Annotated in this window: 16 protein-coding genes; 4 read left to right on the top strand and 12 right to left on the bottom strand. The window is 37.0% G+C overall.

Features of this window, described 5'->3' with window-relative positions; all coding sequences use genetic code 11:
* Positions 1–20 precede the first annotated feature (20 nt).
* The 12 genes from BUA89_RS00640 to tssO form a co-directional block, all read right to left on the bottom strand.
* Positions 21–1,388, bottom strand: coding sequence for a zinc metalloprotease (locus tag BUA89_RS00640; protein ID WP_072952697.1), 1,368 nt, complete (start codon positions 1,386–1,388; stop codon positions 21–23).
* Between the two features lie 2 nt (positions 1,389–1,390).
* Positions 1,391–3,328 carry a type VI secretion system Vgr family protein gene (locus tag BUA89_RS00635; RefSeq protein WP_072952696.1) on the bottom strand — a complete coding sequence of 646 codons (1,938 nt, stop codon included), beginning with the start codon at positions 3,326–3,328 and terminating at the stop codon, positions 1,391–1,393.
* Positions 3,329–3,517: 189 nt separating this feature from the next.
* Positions 3,518–3,922, bottom strand: a complete 405-nt coding sequence (gene tssD, locus BUA89_RS00630) for a type VI secretion system tube protein TssD (RefSeq protein WP_072952695.1) — start codon at positions 3,920–3,922, stop codon at positions 3,518–3,520.
* 188 nt (positions 3,923–4,110) lie between these two features.
* Positions 4,111–5,073, bottom strand: a complete 963-nt coding sequence (locus BUA89_RS00625) for a hypothetical protein (protein WP_072952694.1) — start codon at positions 5,071–5,073, stop codon at positions 4,111–4,113.
* 93 nt (positions 5,074–5,166) lie between these two features.
* On the bottom strand, positions 5,167–5,694 hold the full coding sequence (locus BUA89_RS00620) for a hypothetical protein (RefSeq protein WP_143152232.1): 528 nt from the start codon (positions 5,692–5,694) through the stop codon (positions 5,167–5,169).
* 102 nt (positions 5,695–5,796) lie between these two features.
* Complete coding sequence (locus BUA89_RS00615) at positions 5,797–7,044, bottom strand: SH3 domain-containing protein (RefSeq protein ID WP_072952692.1); 1,248 nt, start codon at positions 7,042–7,044, stop codon at positions 5,797–5,799.
* Positions 7,037–10,156 (bottom strand): DUF5675 family protein, encoded by a 3,120-nt coding sequence (locus BUA89_RS00610; protein WP_072952691.1) that lies wholly within the window; start codon positions 10,154–10,156, stop codon positions 7,037–7,039. The genes BUA89_RS00615 and BUA89_RS00610 overlap by 8 nt, the downstream gene beginning before the upstream one ends.
* 17 nt (positions 10,157–10,173) lie before the next feature.
* Positions 10,174–10,677 carry a DUF4280 domain-containing protein gene (locus BUA89_RS00605; protein ID WP_072952690.1) on the bottom strand — a complete coding sequence of 168 codons (504 nt, stop codon included), beginning with the start codon at positions 10,675–10,677 and terminating at the stop codon, positions 10,174–10,176.
* A 93-nt stretch (positions 10,678–10,770) separates the two neighbouring features.
* Positions 10,771–13,170 (bottom strand): type VI secretion system protein TssR domain-containing protein, encoded by a 2,400-nt coding sequence (gene tssR / locus BUA89_RS00600; RefSeq protein ID WP_072952689.1) that lies wholly within the window; start codon positions 13,168–13,170, stop codon positions 10,771–10,773.
* 47 nt (positions 13,171–13,217) lie between these two features.
* Positions 13,218–14,129, bottom strand: coding sequence for a PKD domain-containing protein (locus tag BUA89_RS00595; protein WP_072952688.1), 912 nt, complete (start codon positions 14,127–14,129; stop codon positions 13,218–13,220).
* A 52-nt stretch (positions 14,130–14,181) separates the two neighbouring features.
* Positions 14,182–14,706 (bottom strand): type VI secretion system transmembrane protein TssO, encoded by a 525-nt coding sequence (locus tag BUA89_RS00590; protein ID WP_072952687.1) that lies wholly within the window; start codon positions 14,704–14,706, stop codon positions 14,182–14,184.
* A 12-nt stretch (positions 14,707–14,718) separates the two neighbouring features.
* Entirely contained in the window at positions 14,719–15,255 is a 537-nt protein-coding gene (gene tssO, locus BUA89_RS00585) for a type VI secretion system TssO (protein WP_072952686.1), read from the bottom strand.
* Between the two features lie 180 nt (positions 15,256–15,435).
* On the opposite strand from tssO, the gene BUA89_RS00580 reads away from it, so the two are divergent.
* From BUA89_RS00580 to BUA89_RS00565, 4 genes are all read left to right on the top strand, one after another.
* Complete coding sequence (locus BUA89_RS00580; RefSeq protein WP_072952685.1) at positions 15,436–16,107, top strand: response regulator transcription factor; 672 nt, start codon at positions 15,436–15,438, stop codon at positions 16,105–16,107.
* A gap of 140 nt (positions 16,108–16,247) precedes the next feature.
* A complete protein-coding gene (locus BUA89_RS00575; protein WP_027388329.1) occupies positions 16,248–16,538 on the top strand; it encodes an HU family DNA-binding protein in 291 nt (96 codons plus the stop codon).
* Positions 16,539–16,904: 366 nt separating this feature from the next.
* Positions 16,905–18,464: an Rne/Rng family ribonuclease gene (locus tag BUA89_RS00570; RefSeq protein WP_072952684.1), complete on the top strand. Its 1,560-nt coding sequence runs from the start codon at positions 16,905–16,907 to the stop codon at positions 18,462–18,464.
* Positions 18,465–18,592: 128 nt separating this feature from the next.
* On the top strand, positions 18,593–19,987 hold the full coding sequence (locus BUA89_RS00565; RefSeq protein WP_072952683.1) for a T9SS type A sorting domain-containing protein: 1,395 nt from the start codon (positions 18,593–18,595) through the stop codon (positions 19,985–19,987).
* The last annotated feature ends 57 nt before the right edge of the window (positions 19,988–20,044 follow it).

Genomic DNA, 20,044 nt, shown 5'->3' with positions numbered 1-20,044 from the left:
AAACAAATACCTCATAATGCTTAATTAATCTTACTATTTAGAATTTTCCAATGCCAATAGTAGGAACAGAATCTTTCTATCCCCGCCAAATGGCTGTAATCCATAATATTATTGGTTTTTTTTGCCTGATATGTATATTTTGCAGGCATTGTCCCCTGGGATATACTCGCAAATGTGTGGGGAAGATTCATGGCATGCATGGTCTCGTGGGCTATGGTTGCCTTGTTATGTGTTTTAAAATACACGCCGAATTTAGAATTTCCATACGCAAAACCATTCCAATTGCCACTTTCACCGATGAAATAGAGCCTGTAATGATTATCGTATTTATTCCCAAATTGGCTTTTTACTTTATCTTCCAGATATTCCCGCAAACCATTGCTTTTAGTGACTGTGAAAACACCTCCTACACTGGTGCAGAAATTACTTTTAAATTTATTAAAAAGAAAATTTCCTGTACAGTCTAAAATTTCTTCCGTCATCGAAACCGACACCAAAGCCTGAGACATGCATTGAGAAAAAAAAGCTTTCCCTCCCGTTGCAGGCTTTCCAATGACAGGACTGCCGTTGGCATCGGTTTTTACCTTTACAATAACAACATTTATCTTTTTGACCACAGCAGTATCGTTGGGATGAATTCTCAATGCCCCGCAAATCTCGTCATCAGCTTTTACATAAAGAATCTGCTCTTTTGAGAAAGCTTCCTTACATGTAATTTTCAGATAATTGTACTTGCTGTATTTTCCTTTTTTAACATCCCCTATTTCTTTTAGATTCAAGCTTAAATATTTCTCCGCATCTTTTTCTTTAAACTCAAGAGTCAGTTTTTTTGGTTTTTCCTGAATTTCAATTTTAAGCGTAAATAACGCAGACTTGCCTTTAAATAAAGTTAATGTCGGGATAGGATATAAGTAAGGCTTTTTGTTTACTTTTTTCCAAATCACTGAAAAACTCTTGTAGCTTTTCAGTTTTTTATCATACATGCTTAGTTCTTTCTTGAAATAGCCATCCGGATTACTTATCTTATCTGCAGTCCAGCCATTGGTATTCTGAAAAGGCGTAACAAAAGTGCTTTCCTCAAAATATCTTCCCATAATAGCTCCGAACCATTCGTCACCTTTCTGTCCCGAATCGCCCTGACGAAGCCAGTCAAAACCAAAATCAGGAGTATTCATATATTGATCATGCGGTCTGAACTGAACCAAACATTTCGCCTTAATTTCTCCTGCTGAAGGTTTAGAAGGCGTACCATAGCTCACTCCCTTTTCTGCCCCTTTTTCTGAAACAATTTCTGCCGAGCTGTCGATAATATCACTTTCAGAATAGATAGTGTAATCCTGCTCTACCGCTTCAAAAATTTTACCTTTTACTATTCTCGTTCTTGACATGACTAATGATTTTTACTCATTTCTCCACTGTTGTTCTGAACCTCATTTTGGGCATGCTTTGTAATAGAAGCATTGGAAGTAGTTTCAATACCCTGATCGGAATTAATAACCGTTTTTCCCTTTTTCACTTCACTTACCGCGTCCCCCTCAATCATCTCCGTCAGCTTACCCGTAATAAACATACTCGTATCTCCCATCACGGTGGTCATTTTCATCGCTCCCACACTTTGAGAATTATTCATTCCGATAGTATCCGATTTATTCATTCCCACCGAAGTTGTCATATTCTCTCCCACATTGATATTCATATTCTTACAGTTCAAAGTCATGGTCTCAGGAGCCGTGATTGTAATATTGCTTCCCGTTGTATCCAGATGAATTTCATTACCTGATTTATCCGTAATGATGATGCTTTCATCCTCCGTAAAAACCACTTTATGTCCGCTTCTTGTCATGATTGATTTTACTCGGTTATCTGCAAATCCACCCAAAGCGGTTCCGCCATGAAACATCCCGCCCATTACAAAAGGTCTGTCAGGATGACTGTGAACAAAATTAACCATCACCTGGTCTCCCACTTCAGGAATCGCCACATACCCTCTGTTTTGGGTAACCTGATCTGTTCCCCCCGCGTCAGGACTCATCATTCTGATAAAATGGGTCGTATCGTTGGTCTGCCAGTCGAATCTTACCTGAATTCTTCCCTGACCTTCAGGATCGGCATTGGAAATGACTGTTGCAATCTGCGGCTCTGCCTTCGGTGTTTTAAATTCAGGTTTGGGTAAAAATCCCGTATCCGAAGCAATTCCTTCAAAACTGCCGGTATAATGACCAATTGCATCGACTTCATGAGATACTTCCGTGATCATGATTCTTGTGAAATAATCAGACTCGTTGCTGTCCTGTTTTCTCATCTGAACATCCACCACGCAGCCAGGATGCAGGAAAGGAACCGTTGTATTTCCTGATAATGAAAATACATTCACCGCTTCACTGCCTGAGCTGCTTTTCTGGGAATATTCTATGTCTAAATGTGTAAAAGCTTTTATCGGTGCGACCTGTAAAGCCGGTGTTTTATAAATTTTATCATTGTGGGCGTAAGCTGTTTTGGCTAAATCACTTACATGGCGGATAGGCGTGTCTCCCGAAGTAAGCCTTTCATTTTTGCTGCTGTTGTAGCCGTAAAACTGAGGTTTGGTATGGACTGCCTTTAATTCTACTTTAATATCATTCGCACTGCTTCCATACGTTAATCTGATCGGTTTATTCTGAGGTGGGAGCTTTCCGAAATGCAATACTTCACCATCATAATAAAACTGCTCGCCATACGCTTCTGCCATTCTTGCCAGGTAGTTGTAATGCGTTTCGTCGTACTGACTGCTGTAAATAATCTGAGAATAATCATTCGTATCCACCCGAACATCAAATCGGCTTATATCTATCCCCTGTCTGATAACTTCATTGGCAATAATCCCCATGTTTACAGAAGATCCGCCTCCAAAGCTCTGAATATGCGGGGCTCCGTCCAGCAAAATGGTCGGGCTGTATCCTGTTAAGACAATATTTCCAAGGCTCATTTTTTCCTGGCTGAAGCCTACGCCTGTGATGACTCCCACAAAACTTCTTTCAGGACTGTTTTCGATGTCCTTGTAAGAAATGACGACGGTTAAGCGTTTTCCAAGAAATTTATTGGCTTCTTCCAAGGTATGGGTCTGCCGGTCTTCCAAAGCATCGTGAGCCAGTGTTACACTGAATTCGTGATGACGTCTTGCACTTTGGGTCAGCTTAAAATGTTTATAATATTTAATGACCTTTCCTTCAATAACCAAGGAAAGTTTCACCAGACGGTTGATCCCAGAATGATGAGTTGCTGAAACCCCATCACTCGTCGCAACGGGACGGAATCCAGTCTCTCGCTTATTTTCAGGTGTAATTGACATAATTTTGTGATTGTGTAAGGTTAAAGTTAAAAAAAATTATTCAAACATGCATTTATAATTTAATATATTATGTATCAATACCATATACTAAAATTTATCTTAAAATTATTCCTTAGGTATAGGTGAGGCAAAAAAGACTATCCCTCTGAAGGACAGTCTTTCATTATGAATGTTGATGATTGTAAAATCTTAAGATGATGGCCATAGACCTTCGTAAGCAGAATTACCATAGTTGATTTTCTCTGCGCTAACAACAAAGCTGATTAGCATTGAGTTTTCATCTACTGCATCGAAATCTACCTCATGCTGGATTACATAGCCGTTTTCCCAGTTTAAAGTAATTAAAGTACCTTCTTCGTGAGATTTGTTGAAAGTAATTTCTCCTTGTGTCGGCTTATACTTCCCGTTTAATAGACTTTCTAAGATGTCTGATTTTTCAGTAGCTTCTACTGTAAGTTTAATGATCGCGTTTGAAGGATCTGATGCTACTCTACCTGATACGTCTGTAGATCTTGATACGCTGTAGTTCAGCTTTAATAATTTCTGCCCTTCGCCGCCGTTGAATTTTAAGATTCCTCTTGAATTTGCTGCCATGATAGGTAAATTTTAATCGTTAATAATATTTTGTGATTCAGTGATTGTAGGACAAAGATAAAGGGGTTATTTTTATTCTGAAAATTTTTAAGTATAAATTTTATTTTTTGTAGTAGTTCTACGATTTGATGTCGTAATTCTACGACTTTTGAGTTAACAATCTCTTAATATTGCCTGCCAGATTACGTTTACGCAAGTTCTTCAACTAAGAATAAATTAGAATACTTTACACCAAATTGAGAAATACTGCTTTGAATTTCAATAGATTTCACCATTCCGGAACTCCAATAAAGAGTATAGCTTCCATTGAAATTTTTGTTGCTATCATCAGAATTTAACTGCTGTAAAAGCGTAATTTCTTCCTTATAATCAGAATTTTTAACTTTCTGCTGAAGATCGACTTTGTTGTTATTTTCCCCGATAGATTGCCGAAGATGAGATGTTCCGTTTATAAAACCGTTTCTAAGGGCAGGAAAATAATTTTTAATAAAAATATCTTCTTTCATTCTTGCGTCGAAAACATCTTCGTTCAGGACAGCAAATTCAAATTCATCAAGGTAGATTTTAGCATATTGATCCGGAAAAAAATCAAATAACCGCTCTTTAATTGCGTGAAAATTTTTTATGGTATGTTCAGTAAGGCCTACTTTAATCACTTCACCTTTTCCATCCGTCGTTACTTCAATCGGATTCAGTGCTTTGATAGATTCTGAAGCCAGATAAGCCATCTTACTGCTGTTTTCTTCGGAAAAATTGTTTTTGAAAAGGTGAAAAACGTGGGTATTTTCCTCAATTCTGATCCATTTAACAGAAACCGTATACGTTAATTGATTGGATTTCCTGCTCGATTCATTTTCTTCCCGCTCTATATTCTTTACCGAGTAGATTCTGCTGAAATTTTCAGGATTAAAAGGAATTTCAGGATTTAATTTCGGATGTTTAAAAGGGGCATCGTTTCTGCTGTTGTATCGTTTAACGGTATCTGTATCAGGAATAAAAAGTTTTTTTCCGGGAACCAGCTGATGATCTATAAGATCGCCTTTTGCACAATGCCTGTTGTGAAATTCTTTAAGGTATTTCGGGTTTTCAAGATGAATTTCTTCAGATATGCTTTCCAGCGTTTCGCCAAAAAGTATGAAATGAACCATCATAAATTTTGTTTTTGGTATACCCTAAATTAGAGCAAAAATTTCACTTTTCAAATAATTTACTAATATGAAATTGATAAATCTTTCTTTAGAATTCTATCGTTTACTGAATTCGAGATACTTGTCACCACATTGCGTAAAATGCTCAAATTCATTCATCGCATTTCCGTAATTCTGAATGACGATTTTGTCTCCTTCATAAAGACCTCCGATTTCCCCGATAGTCACGGAGCTAATCTCGCCCGTTTTCTCATCCGTTTCTGTAGAGACATTTCCGGCAGCAATGATTTTTGATTTATCATAAATCTTAAATGTCGGTTTGCCGTCAACATTTTTAAATTCCATTGAAAACCTTCCGCCATCACAGGTGGTCGCCACATATTTTCCTTCTATTGACTTTTTGGAGACGGCTGTTTTCGGCTTGTCAGTATTTGTACTGTCTGCGACTTCGTTATCGGGTTTTTGATCATTTTCTTTCTGACTACTTTCCGAAACAGGTTTTTCGGATTGGGCAACAACCGATGAATCTTTTATGGATATTTTTGTTTTAGACTCGTTTTTGTTACACGACAAGGCCGCTAAACCAGCCAAAAGGTATAAGCCTATAAAGTTTTTTCTAATCATAAAAGTCTTACTTTTCAATGGGATTGATTTCATCAATACTGATGCCAATTCAATACCTAAAAATAGGATAATTTTGGCAAGTATTTTTATTTCGGGAAATAATTATTCCTTTTTCAATCTGCTTTTATGCACATACCCTTTTTTGCCTGCATTGGTTTTCACAAAATACCAGTCACCGGAAGCCTGGAGAACAGTAAGATTTTCACCAGAATTTATTTTCTGAAGAATTTTTGAAGAGGTATTTTTATCCATTCGAAGATTGGTATATCCATCAGGATCTTGTATTAAGTATTTTTGCTGAGCTAAGTCCTGTTTTTCAGTTCTGCATTTTTTATCCCTATCGTTTTCATTGGGTATCTGTTTTATTTTGGCAGTCCATCCGGATTTGGTGATATCAATATTCTGATTCACTTCACAGACATATTTCACTGCATTTTCAGATACTCCAGACATTGTTTTGTAGGTAATCTTTTTCAAAAACCATGAATTACTTTCCGGCACAACAGACATTTCCGTTTCATAATACCCACGATCCGGAAAATAGGTAGCTACCGTAAACCCTTTACCTTCATTATTCGGAATAATATTTTTTACAATATTCCCTCCGTCCTCAGAAAAATTGGTCGTTTCGAGTGCGAGATTATAATTTCCGTTTTTATTTCCGTAAAAAAGAAATAAATCATTTCCCTGATAAGGCTTACTGCTTACGATTTTATCTACAACTCCGTCCTTATTAACATCAAAAGAAATTACAGAGTAACGATCATTATTTTCGTAGGTCTGAAAACTGCTTCTTACTTTTTCCGACGAGATATTTTTACCCGCTATATTTTTTACAATATTCTGTTTTTCTGGATTTAAATGATTGATAAACTCTGGATCATCATTAAAAACCGGGCCATCAAATAAAAATCCCAGTACTTTTTGGGCCTTCTCGTTGCTCAAGGAATTAATCAAATCATATTTATTATTCTTTTTGATATACTGAAGGCTTTGATCCTGAAAATAGTTCACTCCATCTGCTTCCCAAATTCCGTTTTCTGCGATAGATGTAATACCAGGTTCATATTTTTTAAATTCCGGTTGATTTAAAAGCGAAAACCAATACTGAATGTATTTGTCTGAATCTTTATACAGTAGAGCCGGAGCATTTTTGCTGTCGTTCCAGCCAAAAGTATTTTTAAATGCATGAAAATCCTTTGGAAAATTTTTCAGAAACTCTTCTTCATCTTTTACTTTTAAGGCTTGCTGCAGGATTTCCTGATTATTTTGATCAGCTGTCTTCTTATCCTGCGATGGGCTTTTACAGGATATCAAGAGTGTCATTATGACGATAAGTACTTTATTCATACGCTTCGGTTATAATTATTTGTGCGCCGTCAATTCCCTGCTCATCCACAAAGTTGAAAATCTCGTTCAGTTTATCCCTGCTTCCTCCCACAAAATCTGTAGATTTCGAAGATCCCGGAAGAAGACACCCTTCAGTATCTGCAGCGGTATTTCCGGCATGAATAAGTATAGCCCTGCTGGCAGAAACCACATCATTGGACAGCTTTAAAGCTTTTGCAAATTTGGTTCCTGAATGCCATTCAAGCTTGTAGGTTCCTATAGGCACCCTTTGCTCCATTCCGGAAACGGTGGTATCAGGGCCTTTCTCTTCCAGAATATATCCGGAGATGGTAGAATTGTCTATGGAGAACTCGCCAATCGTGGAATTGTCGGTCTGCCATTTCCTTGTCAGTCTTATCGTCACCGCACCCGTTGCTGTAGCTTCGGTATTAGCGCAATCTTCAGGATACCCGAATATTTTTTTAATTTCTTTAAGGTAATTTCTTCTTTCCTGTCTCCCGTTTCCACCACCGTTTACCAGCCAGCTTATCGTATCGATATAATCTTTATCTGCCAAAAGATTCATATTGATGGTTGCATAGCTCGTTGTTCCCGATGGTGTTGTATTTGAAATCTGGGTTTTCGGAAATTTCTTTCCTACTGAGTGGTCATATTGGCTGTAGCTGGTATCGGGAACCGTCCATTCCGTTCCATTACCCAATACTTTACCCTGAGTCCAGAACCACGCTGCTGAATTAACCGCCAACTCCAGTTCTTCTGCAACCCGTAAAGGACTTGCCACTACATCTTCACCCGAATATGCTTTGTATTTACTGTAATTATTCTTCCAGGTGAGCTGCATCAGTCCTTTTCCTTTGTATTTTTCTCCGTCTCCTGCCACTGTATTTCCGTTTCCAATAGCATCGGCGTGACGTCCCGGATCATATTTTGAGCCGTTGGCATATTCTAAAGTTGTCTGGAATTTATCACTTTCATGATACACCTGCGCTAAGAAATGGATTTTTCTGATACAGGTATTGATTTCGAAATCTTTAAATATTTTATTAAGCTGAGCAAGAAATCCTGCATTGGTTTTGTCGTCTACATTACAGTTATCTGCATAAAAAACAGAATTTGTATTGGATACGCCTTCAGATTCTCTCAGTTTTTTAAGAATAATTTCAAATTCAGTAATGGTAATATCTCTGTTGCAGAAGCAGTTTTTGCCCAAAACAAAATAAGCGCCTTCTGCTTTCAGGAAGTTTTTATCATGCTGCTTTTCTCCCTGTGCTTTAACATTCAAATACAATAATTCTTTTTCTTTTTTATGAAGTTTAAAGGTTATGGTATCACCTGAAGCATATGCTTTTATCTGCAGTACTTTTACAATCTCATCCAGATGGGCAGTTTTGCCGTCTGCAATTTTTGTGTTATTGGCATTTCCTTTTTTAGCATTATTCAGAACAATCTGTGCAATTCTTTTCTTATCGTCTTCATTGGCTACATTATTAGGTCCTCCGAATTTATATGTATAGGTGCCATCCTCTTTTCCTTTTGCCAACTTTTCCTTCCATTGGGTGAGTTCATCATTGGATTTTGGTCGTAGGTGGATCGGTATTTTCACCATACCGTTTTCTATCGTTCCGGTAAATTGCGTTTTCTCTGTTCCCTGTACTTCTCCTGAAGAAGCTGCAGTTGCCTCCATCTGGGCTTCCGTAATTTCAAGAGCCGGCAGAATAGCATCGGGTGAGCCTTTTATCAATCCATCTTTTTCTTTAATGGTAATCGTTGCCTGCTTTCCGTTTAATCCGGCAGTTCTTGCGACTAAATACAGCTTAGAATCCAGTGCTGCACTATTCACTTTCTTAAATTCAGCTCCCAGTTTAAAAGTCTGAATAGTTATTTTTTCATTTTTATTATAAGCCTCTTTCGTTAAAGCACTTTTTATAGCCTCAAGAGTAGTGTATTCTTTTTTTGAAGCTAAAGCTTTGATAGCCGGCTTCCCTAAAATAATATTGGCAATTCTTGTTTTTTCAGCATCTGTGGAAGTACGGTTTCCGTTGCTTCCAATGGTGTACTCCAATGTTCCGGCCGCTTCTCCGGTCTGTTTTGTATACTCTTTCTTGGCAAAATAAGCATCCATCAGTTCTTCTACCGAAGATCCCTGAACCACACTTACTGTTTTACCGTCATTAGGTTGTGGAGTGGAAGGCTGTTTTGCCTCAGCCTTACCTTTTGCTTCACCCCAATCCCACAATTCAAGATTATTCCACCAATTGGTTACACTTTCTACAATACCTTTTTCTTCTTTTTTAGACTGAGGCTTTTCCGCAGCAGGCGAATTTTGAGCTCTGGGCGGAGTGTTATTATTCCCGGCAGGCTGCGGAGGTGGTGCAGGCTGAGCAGGAGAACGCTGCTGTGGTCTTGGCTGTTGAGCCGGTGCCTGGTTATGGAGTGGATTATTTAAATTAACATTATCTGTCGCATGCTTATTATGAGAAAAATATTCTACAGTAACGTAAAATTCAAGTTTTTGAGGATCTGTTTCCCCCTGCATTGCTTTTTGGATTAAAGCTCTTGTCAGCATGAACTCAGCAACTGCAACCCCTGTTTGATCTACGGTAGCCTCTTTTGTTTCTATTAAGAGATTATTAGCATTATGTCCATCACCGGCTGCATCATCTTCCCAAAGTGAAAACTTCAATTTTTCTCCCTGTAAATTTACGCACTGAGCGCGTGCCCGCATTTTTTCAGTGAAACTGAAGGTTGTTCCGGGAGTATCATCCACATATTGCAGTTCCACTTTATTTATTCTGGGAACCGCTACCGGCTGAGGCGTAATTTCAATGGTAGATGTACCCATTCCTTCCGGCTCGTAGAGATAAGCTTCTAAACGGTAGGTATGTTTATGGGCCACTTCCCCAAAAGTAAAAATTCCGGCACCCGTTTTTTTGATATTGGTCGTCGTAAAGCTTCCGTTTGACCTTTTTTTGAATAATTCCCAAGTTACTGCAGATTCAACACGCTGATTCTGTGGTGTCGCCGGATACCAGTCTGTCACCGTATATGTTGTTGCTTCTCCTACTTTAGGAGAAGGATTTCCGCTTATTTTTGAAACTCCTTTTTTAGACATCACATTAAGTATTAAGTTTAATAGGCATCTATTTCATTTTCAAGGGCAGTTTCCTTAAAATCCCGCATTTTCACCAGCGGGTTTATGTGCTGTACAGTTCGGTTGTCGGCATTTTTGACATTCTTTTTACTCATTTCTCCACGCTGTCCATGATCTTTAATGGTAATCAGTCCGCCAACAGTACACTGCAATTCAGAAATTTCAGTCACCGTTTTTTTATCCATGATCTTCACTTTGTCGTAGGTTTTTTTCCACTTTCCTGCCGGCGCATAAGAACATGGTAAATAACCGCCTGCTGTGGGCTTTAATTTACATTTGCCGAAACTTGGTCCTGATGGATTAAACTGCAGGTCATCTTCCGTAACACCGAGAAAGTCTGCATTTCCCGCAGAATCGTTCCAATAATGTTTCTGATGCGCTGTTACTTTATGCTGAGGAAACTGATCACCCTGATTGCATTGGGCTTTACCTTTTTGCACGACAAAATGTTTGCCGTCATGAGATGATGATTGCTGTGACATAATACTGTAATTTGGGTAACATCAAAGATAAAAAATTTACATTAAAAAATAAAAAAAGCGGAAAAAAATTTCCGCTTTTCATATTATAAGTTATTAATGTTTAGTATATTCCGGTGCTTCAACAGGGAGCATGGTTGGCATAAAGTATTCGTTCAGCCAATAAAATGTCTGCCCGTTTTGCTGAATTTTTACGGCCGGATCATTTCTATGCGATAACATCCTTTCTGCTAAGTTCTTGTAATTAGCAAAATAATTTTTCACCGTTTCATTTCTTACAATCTTAGATTTTTTCCAGCCTTTCAGCATAAATTTCGTCATAAGCTCCTCCTCGGAAAGATCAAATCCTGTGCTGGCTCCCACCGCATAAGACATCGGCTGTTTGTAAAGCTCTCCTTTATCCACAAACTTTATGGTCGGGTTATACTTTTTCAGCAACTTCACATATTCTCTTATCGCTCTTCCCTGGCTGAAGTCCGGTTTATCAGCTTGTGTATTTTTATATACTTCGTTATAGAAAAGTTTTAAATTATCATACTCGGTTTCAGAAATTAAAATTCCTTTTTCCAATCCCGGCTTATATTCTTTCAGTTCACTTGGAATATATCCTTTAACCAAAAACGGATTTCCGTAGTTAATAAGCTGTGCTGCAATCCCTGCAGGAACCGGATTGGTAAGCCCCGAATATATATATTTATATTTTACATCAACATCAGTTCTCCCCGCTCCTACTGAAGAGTGGAAATATTCATTTAAAGATTTATCCATGGTAACATTATCCAAAGTTACCTGCGAAATTAAGCTGTCGACAGACTTCTTAAGATAACCCGGAGTTGCAATATCCCCCTTTTTAGGGAAAATTACGAATCCCTGAGCCATACTCTGCTTAGGATAATCCAATGAGAAAAACCCTGCATCCCCTTCTACAAGACTGAAGTTATTCTTTGTTAAAACATCACTCTGATTGATGATTTTCTGTTTCTTCAGTTCAGCGATATTTTTTGCTGTATTGGTGACCACATTTTCTGCCATCAGTACAAAATCATTATACGTATCCGAAGATCTCGCACTGGTCTGGAACATGATTATTCTTGCCTGAGCCTGCGTTAATGAATTGATCACCCCGTACATATTTCCACTTTGGCTGGCAGAAGTACCCACAGTTACCACAATATTGGTTTCATCAGGAACCGCTGAAAGAAGATCTCCGGCTGCCATCAAGCCTTCGTTTACCGGCTGATATCCGCTGTTGCTTGCACAGTTCATTTCATTGCTTTTATCAGCAATAAATGAGGTAATCTTGCTGTAATCCGTGCTTAAGGTAGAAACTGCTACATTTTCTCCACAAGGGTTATTTTTGTACAAAACAACTCCATATTTCACCTGATTAAAGTAAGAAGGCTTTTCGAATCTTAGCTGTAAATCCTGCAATAAAGATTTTACAATCGGTGCATAAGGTGCATTGGGCGCACTGATATCCAATGCAAAAACAATATTAATTTTTTTATTTTTTTCTGTAATTTCTCTGTAACGGTCGAAACGAATAGGCTCTCCTAAAACATTGTAAATATAATTTTTACTGTAGTCCAGAATATTGGTAAAGTACTTCGTTTTCGAATCAGGAGTCGGAGCTTCAGTAAGCGGTAACGTTACCGGATAGATATTTTCAAGCGGAGTCCTGCTGTTCACATCCGTTAAAAGAATTGCCGTTTTGTTTTCCGTCTGGCTGCTGTTCGGAGCTCCTTCATGGATTCCCAAAGTAGTTTCTGTAATCCCTGTCGTATTTTTCATTTTTACGGCAGAACGCTCTCCCCAGGCAGAAACAACATTTGAGCTTACCCAGCCATATAAACCTGTACTGATGCTGTCCATATCCACAGACGGCTTTTTCCCTACCAAAAATCTTTTATTATTTTCAGCCTGTTTGTACACGTAAACGATCTGTCCGTTCGGGATTTTCACATTAGCCTCTTCGATAAGACTTGGCGAATTGAAAACTTTAATCGAATCGTTTTTATAATATCTTTCAGAGTTTCTGATCACTTCACTGTTGCTTGGCAAAACAGCCACTCTTACAGGAAAACCTGTCTTTTCGCTTTTTAAAGAATTACTCCAAAGCAGAAGATCAGATTCCGGAATCCATCCGTAAGTTTTGATTTGTTTTGAAGAAACTTTTTTCATTAAAGCATCAGGGATATACTCTGCTACTTTTACCATTCCGTCTCTGTTTTTCAACACCATTAGAGGCTCCAGAAACTTAACTTCTTTGTAAGATTTTTCATCATTTTTATCCAAATATGCCGTATTTCGGGATCTGTCTGAAATAGCGATCCAAGGCACAGATTTTTTTGGATATCCGTTAATGACAGATGCATTGTCTACCTGCCCGTATTGTGATGGTTCCGGAGTTCTTTTGGAAGGAAGCTTTACCTGGCAACTTACCAGTAAAACAGAAACCCCAACGTAATATGCTGCTAAAGGAAATTTATTTTTCATCCTAATTTATTTAATGATTGGTGCGTTCAGCAAATGTGAACGGGAAATTATTTACTTTGATTAATATCGACTTTGGTTACACAATCCTGCTTATCATCAAGATTTACTTTTACCGTCTGGATCACCATGTTTTTATCAAACTGAAGACCTGCACAATACATGTAAAAGTTGTTTACTTTGCTGTCGTTAACCTTCACCACTGTATTTTCGTTGTTACACAAATAAGTCTTCAGTAAATAATTGTAATGCGTATTGAAGCTATTTCCGTTGGCGATCTGCTGAAGGTGATATTTAAAATCGTTATCTACTTTAGCGTAAGCATCCTCAATATTCACTTCTTCTTTCATGGCATCGTAACCAGGAAGGATTTTGATGTGATGCAGAACAGGCTCTTCGCTTTTATCTGTGTACAGCGTTACGATATAATCACCCGGTTTTTTGTAGGAATAAAAAGTCATTTTATCCTTAGAATCGATATTTCCGGTTTCGCCAAATTTCCATGTGAACTGCGTAGCCCCGTCTGCAACTGCCAAAAACTGTACATTTTCAAGCTGCATCGCCTGGCTGTTTGCCTCGATTCTCGCTTTAACTTCTGTAGAATCTTTCGGCTTAGGAAGTGTTCTTGCGGACACCATTACAGGAAAAGACTTGGAGTATTTGTTGTCGATAATCAATGTTACCTGATAATATCCCGGTTTATTGTAAAAATGGATTCCTCTGCTTTTATCTGATGATTGTCCGTCCCCAAAATTCCATCTTCTGGTTTTTGCAAACTGCGTCATATCCTCGAACAAAAGTGTATCTCCTACAGCAATAGTAGACGGATTTACAGTACCGATAATATCATCGGCAGAGTGTATCACCTTCTTCTGCAACCATAATGCCACCAATGCCGCTATGAGCAAAGTCGCAATAACACCAATAATAATGTTCTTCTTGTTTTTTTGAAAGTAATTCATAGTTAAATGATTGTGATATGTGTTTTATTTTTTATTCTTAGTTAAATTAAGCTTACTGAGTTCTGGCTTTTAAAGCAGTTTCTCGTTGGAAAAGCTGACTTTTCTTTTCTTTAAAGCCAATAGAGCATTCCTCAAACTGTTTTTCGAAGCTCTTGATATTCTCGGTTTTGCTGGAAATAACTTTTTTATCGTCAAAATACATCTTATAAAATTTTGCGATCTGCGGATACGCGTCTTTTCTGATATCGGTAGTATTATCATTCGCCAACTGGTTGGCCACATCATTAATTCCGTTCATGATGTTGTTTTCTACGAAAGGCTGCGGCGCTTCATCCTTTAACCTGTCGATCTGCGAAAAAGTACTGTCTAACAATTTGAAAGTAAATTTCTGTTTCTGATCGAATTTGGCTTTTTCTTCAAGACTTTGAATGGAAATGACATCCTCATCTGAAAACGGAGACTCAAAACCTTTCAGGAAAAGAATTCCTAAAAAGATAATTGCGGCAAAAAGCATCAGAATTAAATATAAAAACTGATAATGCTTTTCTTTTTTTGATAGTGTGATTTGTCCCTGCATACTTTTTCGTTTTTATCTTCTACGTCTGCTTCCTGTAAAATTTCTTGTAGGATCTACTTTAAGCTCATTATTTACAATACCGATTTTACCGCGGCACTCTGAAATATCACGAAGAGCGATCTGCTCTTTATAAGAAACTTTTACGATCTCGGTTTTTAAAGCCAGCATCGGCTCTATCTGCTTCATCAGAATAGAATAGTGCTTAAAATTATCCACACTATCCTTCCCCATAATATTTTTGGCATCCTGAACGTTATCCATAATAGAATTCCTCAGGATGATGTCATTATCTACTTTGCTGATGTTTAATTTGTCCATTCTGTACAAAATACTGTCGACATGAGTTTTAAGCACATCTCCTCTGGAAAGCATCTCGCGATAGTCATCTGCCTGTTTTTTAACGCCTTGACGCTGCAGATCGTAACTTTTGAAAAAGAAAAAAACACAGATGAAAGAAACACCTGAGAGTACAATAAATGATAGAATAAATTTCCAAACGCCTAAACTGACGTCTTTTTTATTTAATTTTTTTTCCCGATTTGAAGACATATATTTGTGATTTGTTTGGTCTGTGAAATTATAAAAAAATAATTTATGTACAAAATTTAAGTATTTAAGTTATAAACAAGCATTTTTTTAATTAATTTAAGATTAATTTTCACTTTCACTATATTTTCATAATTTAGTCCCTTAATTTAATGACCATTCACCAAATCGATTAATAACAAAGTGAGTAACCTAATATCAAACACTGTAAGATTTTCTATAGCAGACAGTGATTTTTATTTTAAAAAGATCCTGATCAAGACGCTTACGGAAAATCCTTTCTACATCCTTCTTAATGACTGCAACAACGGCCACGAGCTGATCAGCAGAAATTACAGAAGACAGGAAGATGTGTTCATTATAGAGCTTTTCATGCCTGTTTTAAGCGGTCTGGAAGCTATAAAATACATCCGGAAAAACAATACGGATACGCCCATCATTACTTATTCCGGGACGTATCAGGAAGATATGGCGGAACTTCTTTCAAAAATACCCAACATCTATTACTGCGAAAAAAAAAGCAATATTATAAGGGATATCATTAAAGGAAAAATCTCTTCGGAAAGTTTTGATTATACCGCTTATACTAAGGAATGGGAACAGCAGCCATTGGCAGTGCACGAATATATGAACAGGCAGAAAAAGAGTCAGGAGGAGCTATCCCCAACCGAGATCCAGCTCATGAAATTCTGCTATGAAGGCTTCAGTAACAAAGAGATAGGTGAACAACTGAACCTGAGCACAAGAACGATCGATACATATATCAACCGCCTCACGGAAAAGCTTGGATTAAAAACAAAACTTCACCTCATCCGCTTCTGTGTAGAGAATGGGTACTACAATTCCAGCATGTAAAGGTGACTTAACCCAACCGTCATATAGAGTAAACATTAAATTTTCAACTCTTTATAAAAAAATATTTTACCACTAATTTGCTAATATTCAATTTTTTTAACTAAATTTGCACACCTAAAATTTAAAATTAAAATAAGGAAATGACAAAGGCAGAATTGGTAAACACCATCTCAAACAAGTTGGGCACCGAAAAGAATGAAACACAGAAAGTTGTAGAGGCTTTTATGCAAGAAATCAGGACTTCTATGTATAATGGAGATAACGTTTATCTGAGAGGTTTTGGTTCTTTTATCATTAAAACAAGAGCAGCAAAAACGGGAAGAAACATCTCTAAGAACACTGCGATTGAAATCCCTGCTCATAACATTCCTGCTTTCAAGCCATCAAAATCTTTTGTGGAGAAAGTAAAAACGAAAGTTACCGTAAAATAAGACATTAACTGAATATTAACTAGTTACTAAAAAATTATAATTATGCCAAGCGGAAAGAAAAGAAAAAGACACAAGGTTGCAACTCACAAGAGAAAGAAAAGAAGAAGAGCGAACAGACATAAGAAGAAATAATCTCTTTTTCTCGATTTATAAAATATAAAAATATAGTTGGTGATTTTAAGTTTTAAAGCCTCACCGACTATATTTTGTTTTGCAACTATAAGATGTCAGGGAAAAGAAAAGTTTATATTTTATCAGAAAAAATGTTTCCTTATTCGGCAGTAATGCTTAATTTAAGGTTAAAATTTATTTGATGAAAAACAATATCTTTTCCTGTAATCTTAACAATTTTTATCTTACAACAAAATGAAGAAAGAACTAATAGTTTCGCATGAAGATGATCTTACAAAGATTGCACTGCTGGAAGACGGAAGACTATGTGAACTTCATGAGCAAGAGGACAAAAGCGATTTTATAGTTGGAGATTTGTTTGTTGGAAAAGTAAAAAAGCTGGCTCCCAACCTTAATGCGGCATTCGTAAACATTGGATACGAAAAGGATGCATTCCTGCATTACCAGGATCTGGGACCACAATATCTTACCTACAGAAAGTTTCTGAGGGATACTATTTCCAAAAAACAAAGCACTTCAAGCTTAAAAAATTTCGAGATACAACCCGAAATAGATAAAAACGGAACCGTAGACAAAGTAATCGCAAAGGACGACCTTGTCTTATTACAGATTACCAAAGAACCCATTTCTACGAAAGGACCCAGAATTTCGACTCAGGTTTCTTTAACAGGGCGTTTTTTGGTGCTTATCCCTTTCGATAATAAAGTTTCAATTTCAAAAAAAGTAAAAAGCTTTGAAGAAAAAGAGAGACTGAGAACATTAATCGAAAGCATTAAACCTGAAGGATTCGGAGTTATTATAAGAACCGTAGCCGAAGGTAAAAAAGTAGCAGACCTGCACAACGACATGAATCAGCTGATTCAGAAATGGGAAACTACTTTTAAAAATATACAGAAAAATAAAGTTCCGTCCAGAGTTTTAAGCGAAGATGATAAAGCTTCAGCTATTTTAAGGGACAATTTCAATCAGGATTTTGTAAGCATCACCTGCGATGACGAACAAATGGTTGAAGAAATGAAAAACTATCTGGAAGTTATCGCTCCGGAGAGAAAGAACATTGTCCATTTTTACGATTCTCATATTCCACTTCTGGAATATTACAATGTTGAAAAACAGCTCAAACAAAGCTTCGGGAAACACGTCAACATCCCAAGCTCAAAAGGTGCTTACCTTGTTATAGAACACACGGAAGCCCTTCACGTAGTCGACGTAAACTCCGGTAACAATATCACAACCGGAACTGCCGTAAATAAAGAACACGCCTTAAAGGTGAACAAAATGGCAGCAACAGAGATCGCAAGACAACTGCGTCTCCGTGATATGGGTGGAATCATTGTGATCGATTTTATCGACATGCCAAACCCCGAACACAGAAGAGATCTGTACGAACATCTAAAGGTAGAAATGAGCCGTGATAAAGCACGCCATAAAATTCTTCCGCCAAGTAAGTTCGGATTGATACAAATTACCAGACAGAGAAACCGTCCGGAAAAACAGATCGATACCAAAGAAGAAAACCCGAATAAAGACGGAGAAATTGTAGCTCCTATCGTTATCGTGGAAAGAATGGGCGAAACCCTTAGAACCATTATGCAAAAGGAAAAAGGAAAACTTTACCTGCATGTACATCCTTTCGTGGAAGCATACCTTACCAAAGGCATCAAGAGCATCCAGATGAAATGGTTTATGAAATACAAAAAATGGGTAACCGTTATCCCAAGGGATTCTTTTAAATACTTAGAATACAGAATTTATAACTCCAACAAAGAAGAGTTGACAGGATATTCTAATTAAAAAATAAAACCTCTAGTTTTCTAGAGGTTTTTTTATTACTTTTACAAAAGTTACACGAATGATTCTTATTTACCGACCAGATTCTATTGGTGTAATTTATTATTTCTAACACATTAAAAAACATAACAATGAAAAAAATTCTATTATTAGGATGCATTTTTGCTATCCAGAGTATTTACGCACAAATTATTTCTAAAGATCTTTCTTTTGCTTCCAATGGGATATTTACTATGCCCGGAAATCTTACCTTTTCAATGGCTCAAGATCCCGCCGGCAGTATCTATTTCACTCACAATGTAAACACCTATCCAGGAATTAATGTTACAGAATCTTATGTATCAAAAATTACATCCAATGGCCTTCCTGATATTACTTTTGGAACAAGCGGAACAGTTCCATTACCCTATAACAATTATTTAAATGAAGTTAAAATACAAACTGATGGGAAATTAATAGTTTTTGGGTTTACCAATTCAGAATCAGTAGTAATTTCCAGAATACTTCCAAATGGGCAATCAGATTCTACTTTTGGAACAAATGGTACCGTAGTTATACCTTCCTTGGTTCCCGACCAAACTTATAGTTCTTATGGAATTATTTTACAGAATGACAAAATACTTGTACACGCAGTTAATTATGGTCAAAATGTTCAGCATCAACATGTAATTCTCAGACTAAATACCAATGGAAGCATTGATAATACTTTCGGAAACAACGGTTATGTGGCCACACAAGGAAGTCCAGCTGGCAGAACATTTGTGCGAATAGATAATCAATCGAATATTATTTGTTTTAATAGTACCATCGGATTTATTCAAAAATTTAATTTAAACGGGCAGCCAATAGCGAGTTTTGGAAATAATGGAGTTGTATCATTTGTTGATCCTAATGGCTTTGGTTATGGTGGAACTAGTGCCGTATTTGTGGATAGCAATAATAGAATTCTTTGTGCATTAGGCTCATCCGGTGATGTTAAAAGGATAAATACTGATGGAACTTTTGATAATACATTTAACTATAATTTATTTACAAGTCTTGGTTTGTATGGAGGTTCGTGGATTAACTGTATTGTAGAAAAAGATGGATTTTATTATGCTGCAGGCGAAGGCTCTCCCAATCATTTTATTTCAAAAATTAATCAAACCGGTTCTTTAGATCCTGCCTTCAGCAATTATTTACAAACTGATTCCAATGTGGAAGACATGATTGTCAATAACAATAATATTATAATAAGAGGAAGTGGATACATCGTAAAATATTTACTTAATACCACTACATTATCAACTACTGATGCTATAAAAACGAGTCTTGATATAGTTTTTGAAAATCCTGTAAAGCAAAACTTAGTTTACAGTGCAAAAGAAAAAATAAGCAAAATGGAAATCTATTCTCCCGATGGGAAACTGGTAAAAACTATAAAAGAAAACAATTCAAATGTTTCTGAGCTTTCGAAAGGAGTTTATTTTGCGAAAGTAACTTTTGACAATGGAAAATCTATCACAAAAAAGATCATAAAACTTTAAAACAGATAATAATATCGATCAAATTTAGAATCTCCGTATTTTCACGGAGGTTTTTTG

Origin of the sequence: Chryseobacterium arachidis (genome assembly GCF_900129245.1) — a bacterium.
Lineage (GTDB): Bacteria > Bacteroidota > Bacteroidia > Flavobacteriales > Weeksellaceae > Chryseobacterium > Chryseobacterium arachidis.
The sequence above is the reverse complement of the archived record's forward strand: the minus strand, read 5'-3'. Positions and strand labels throughout refer to the sequence as shown.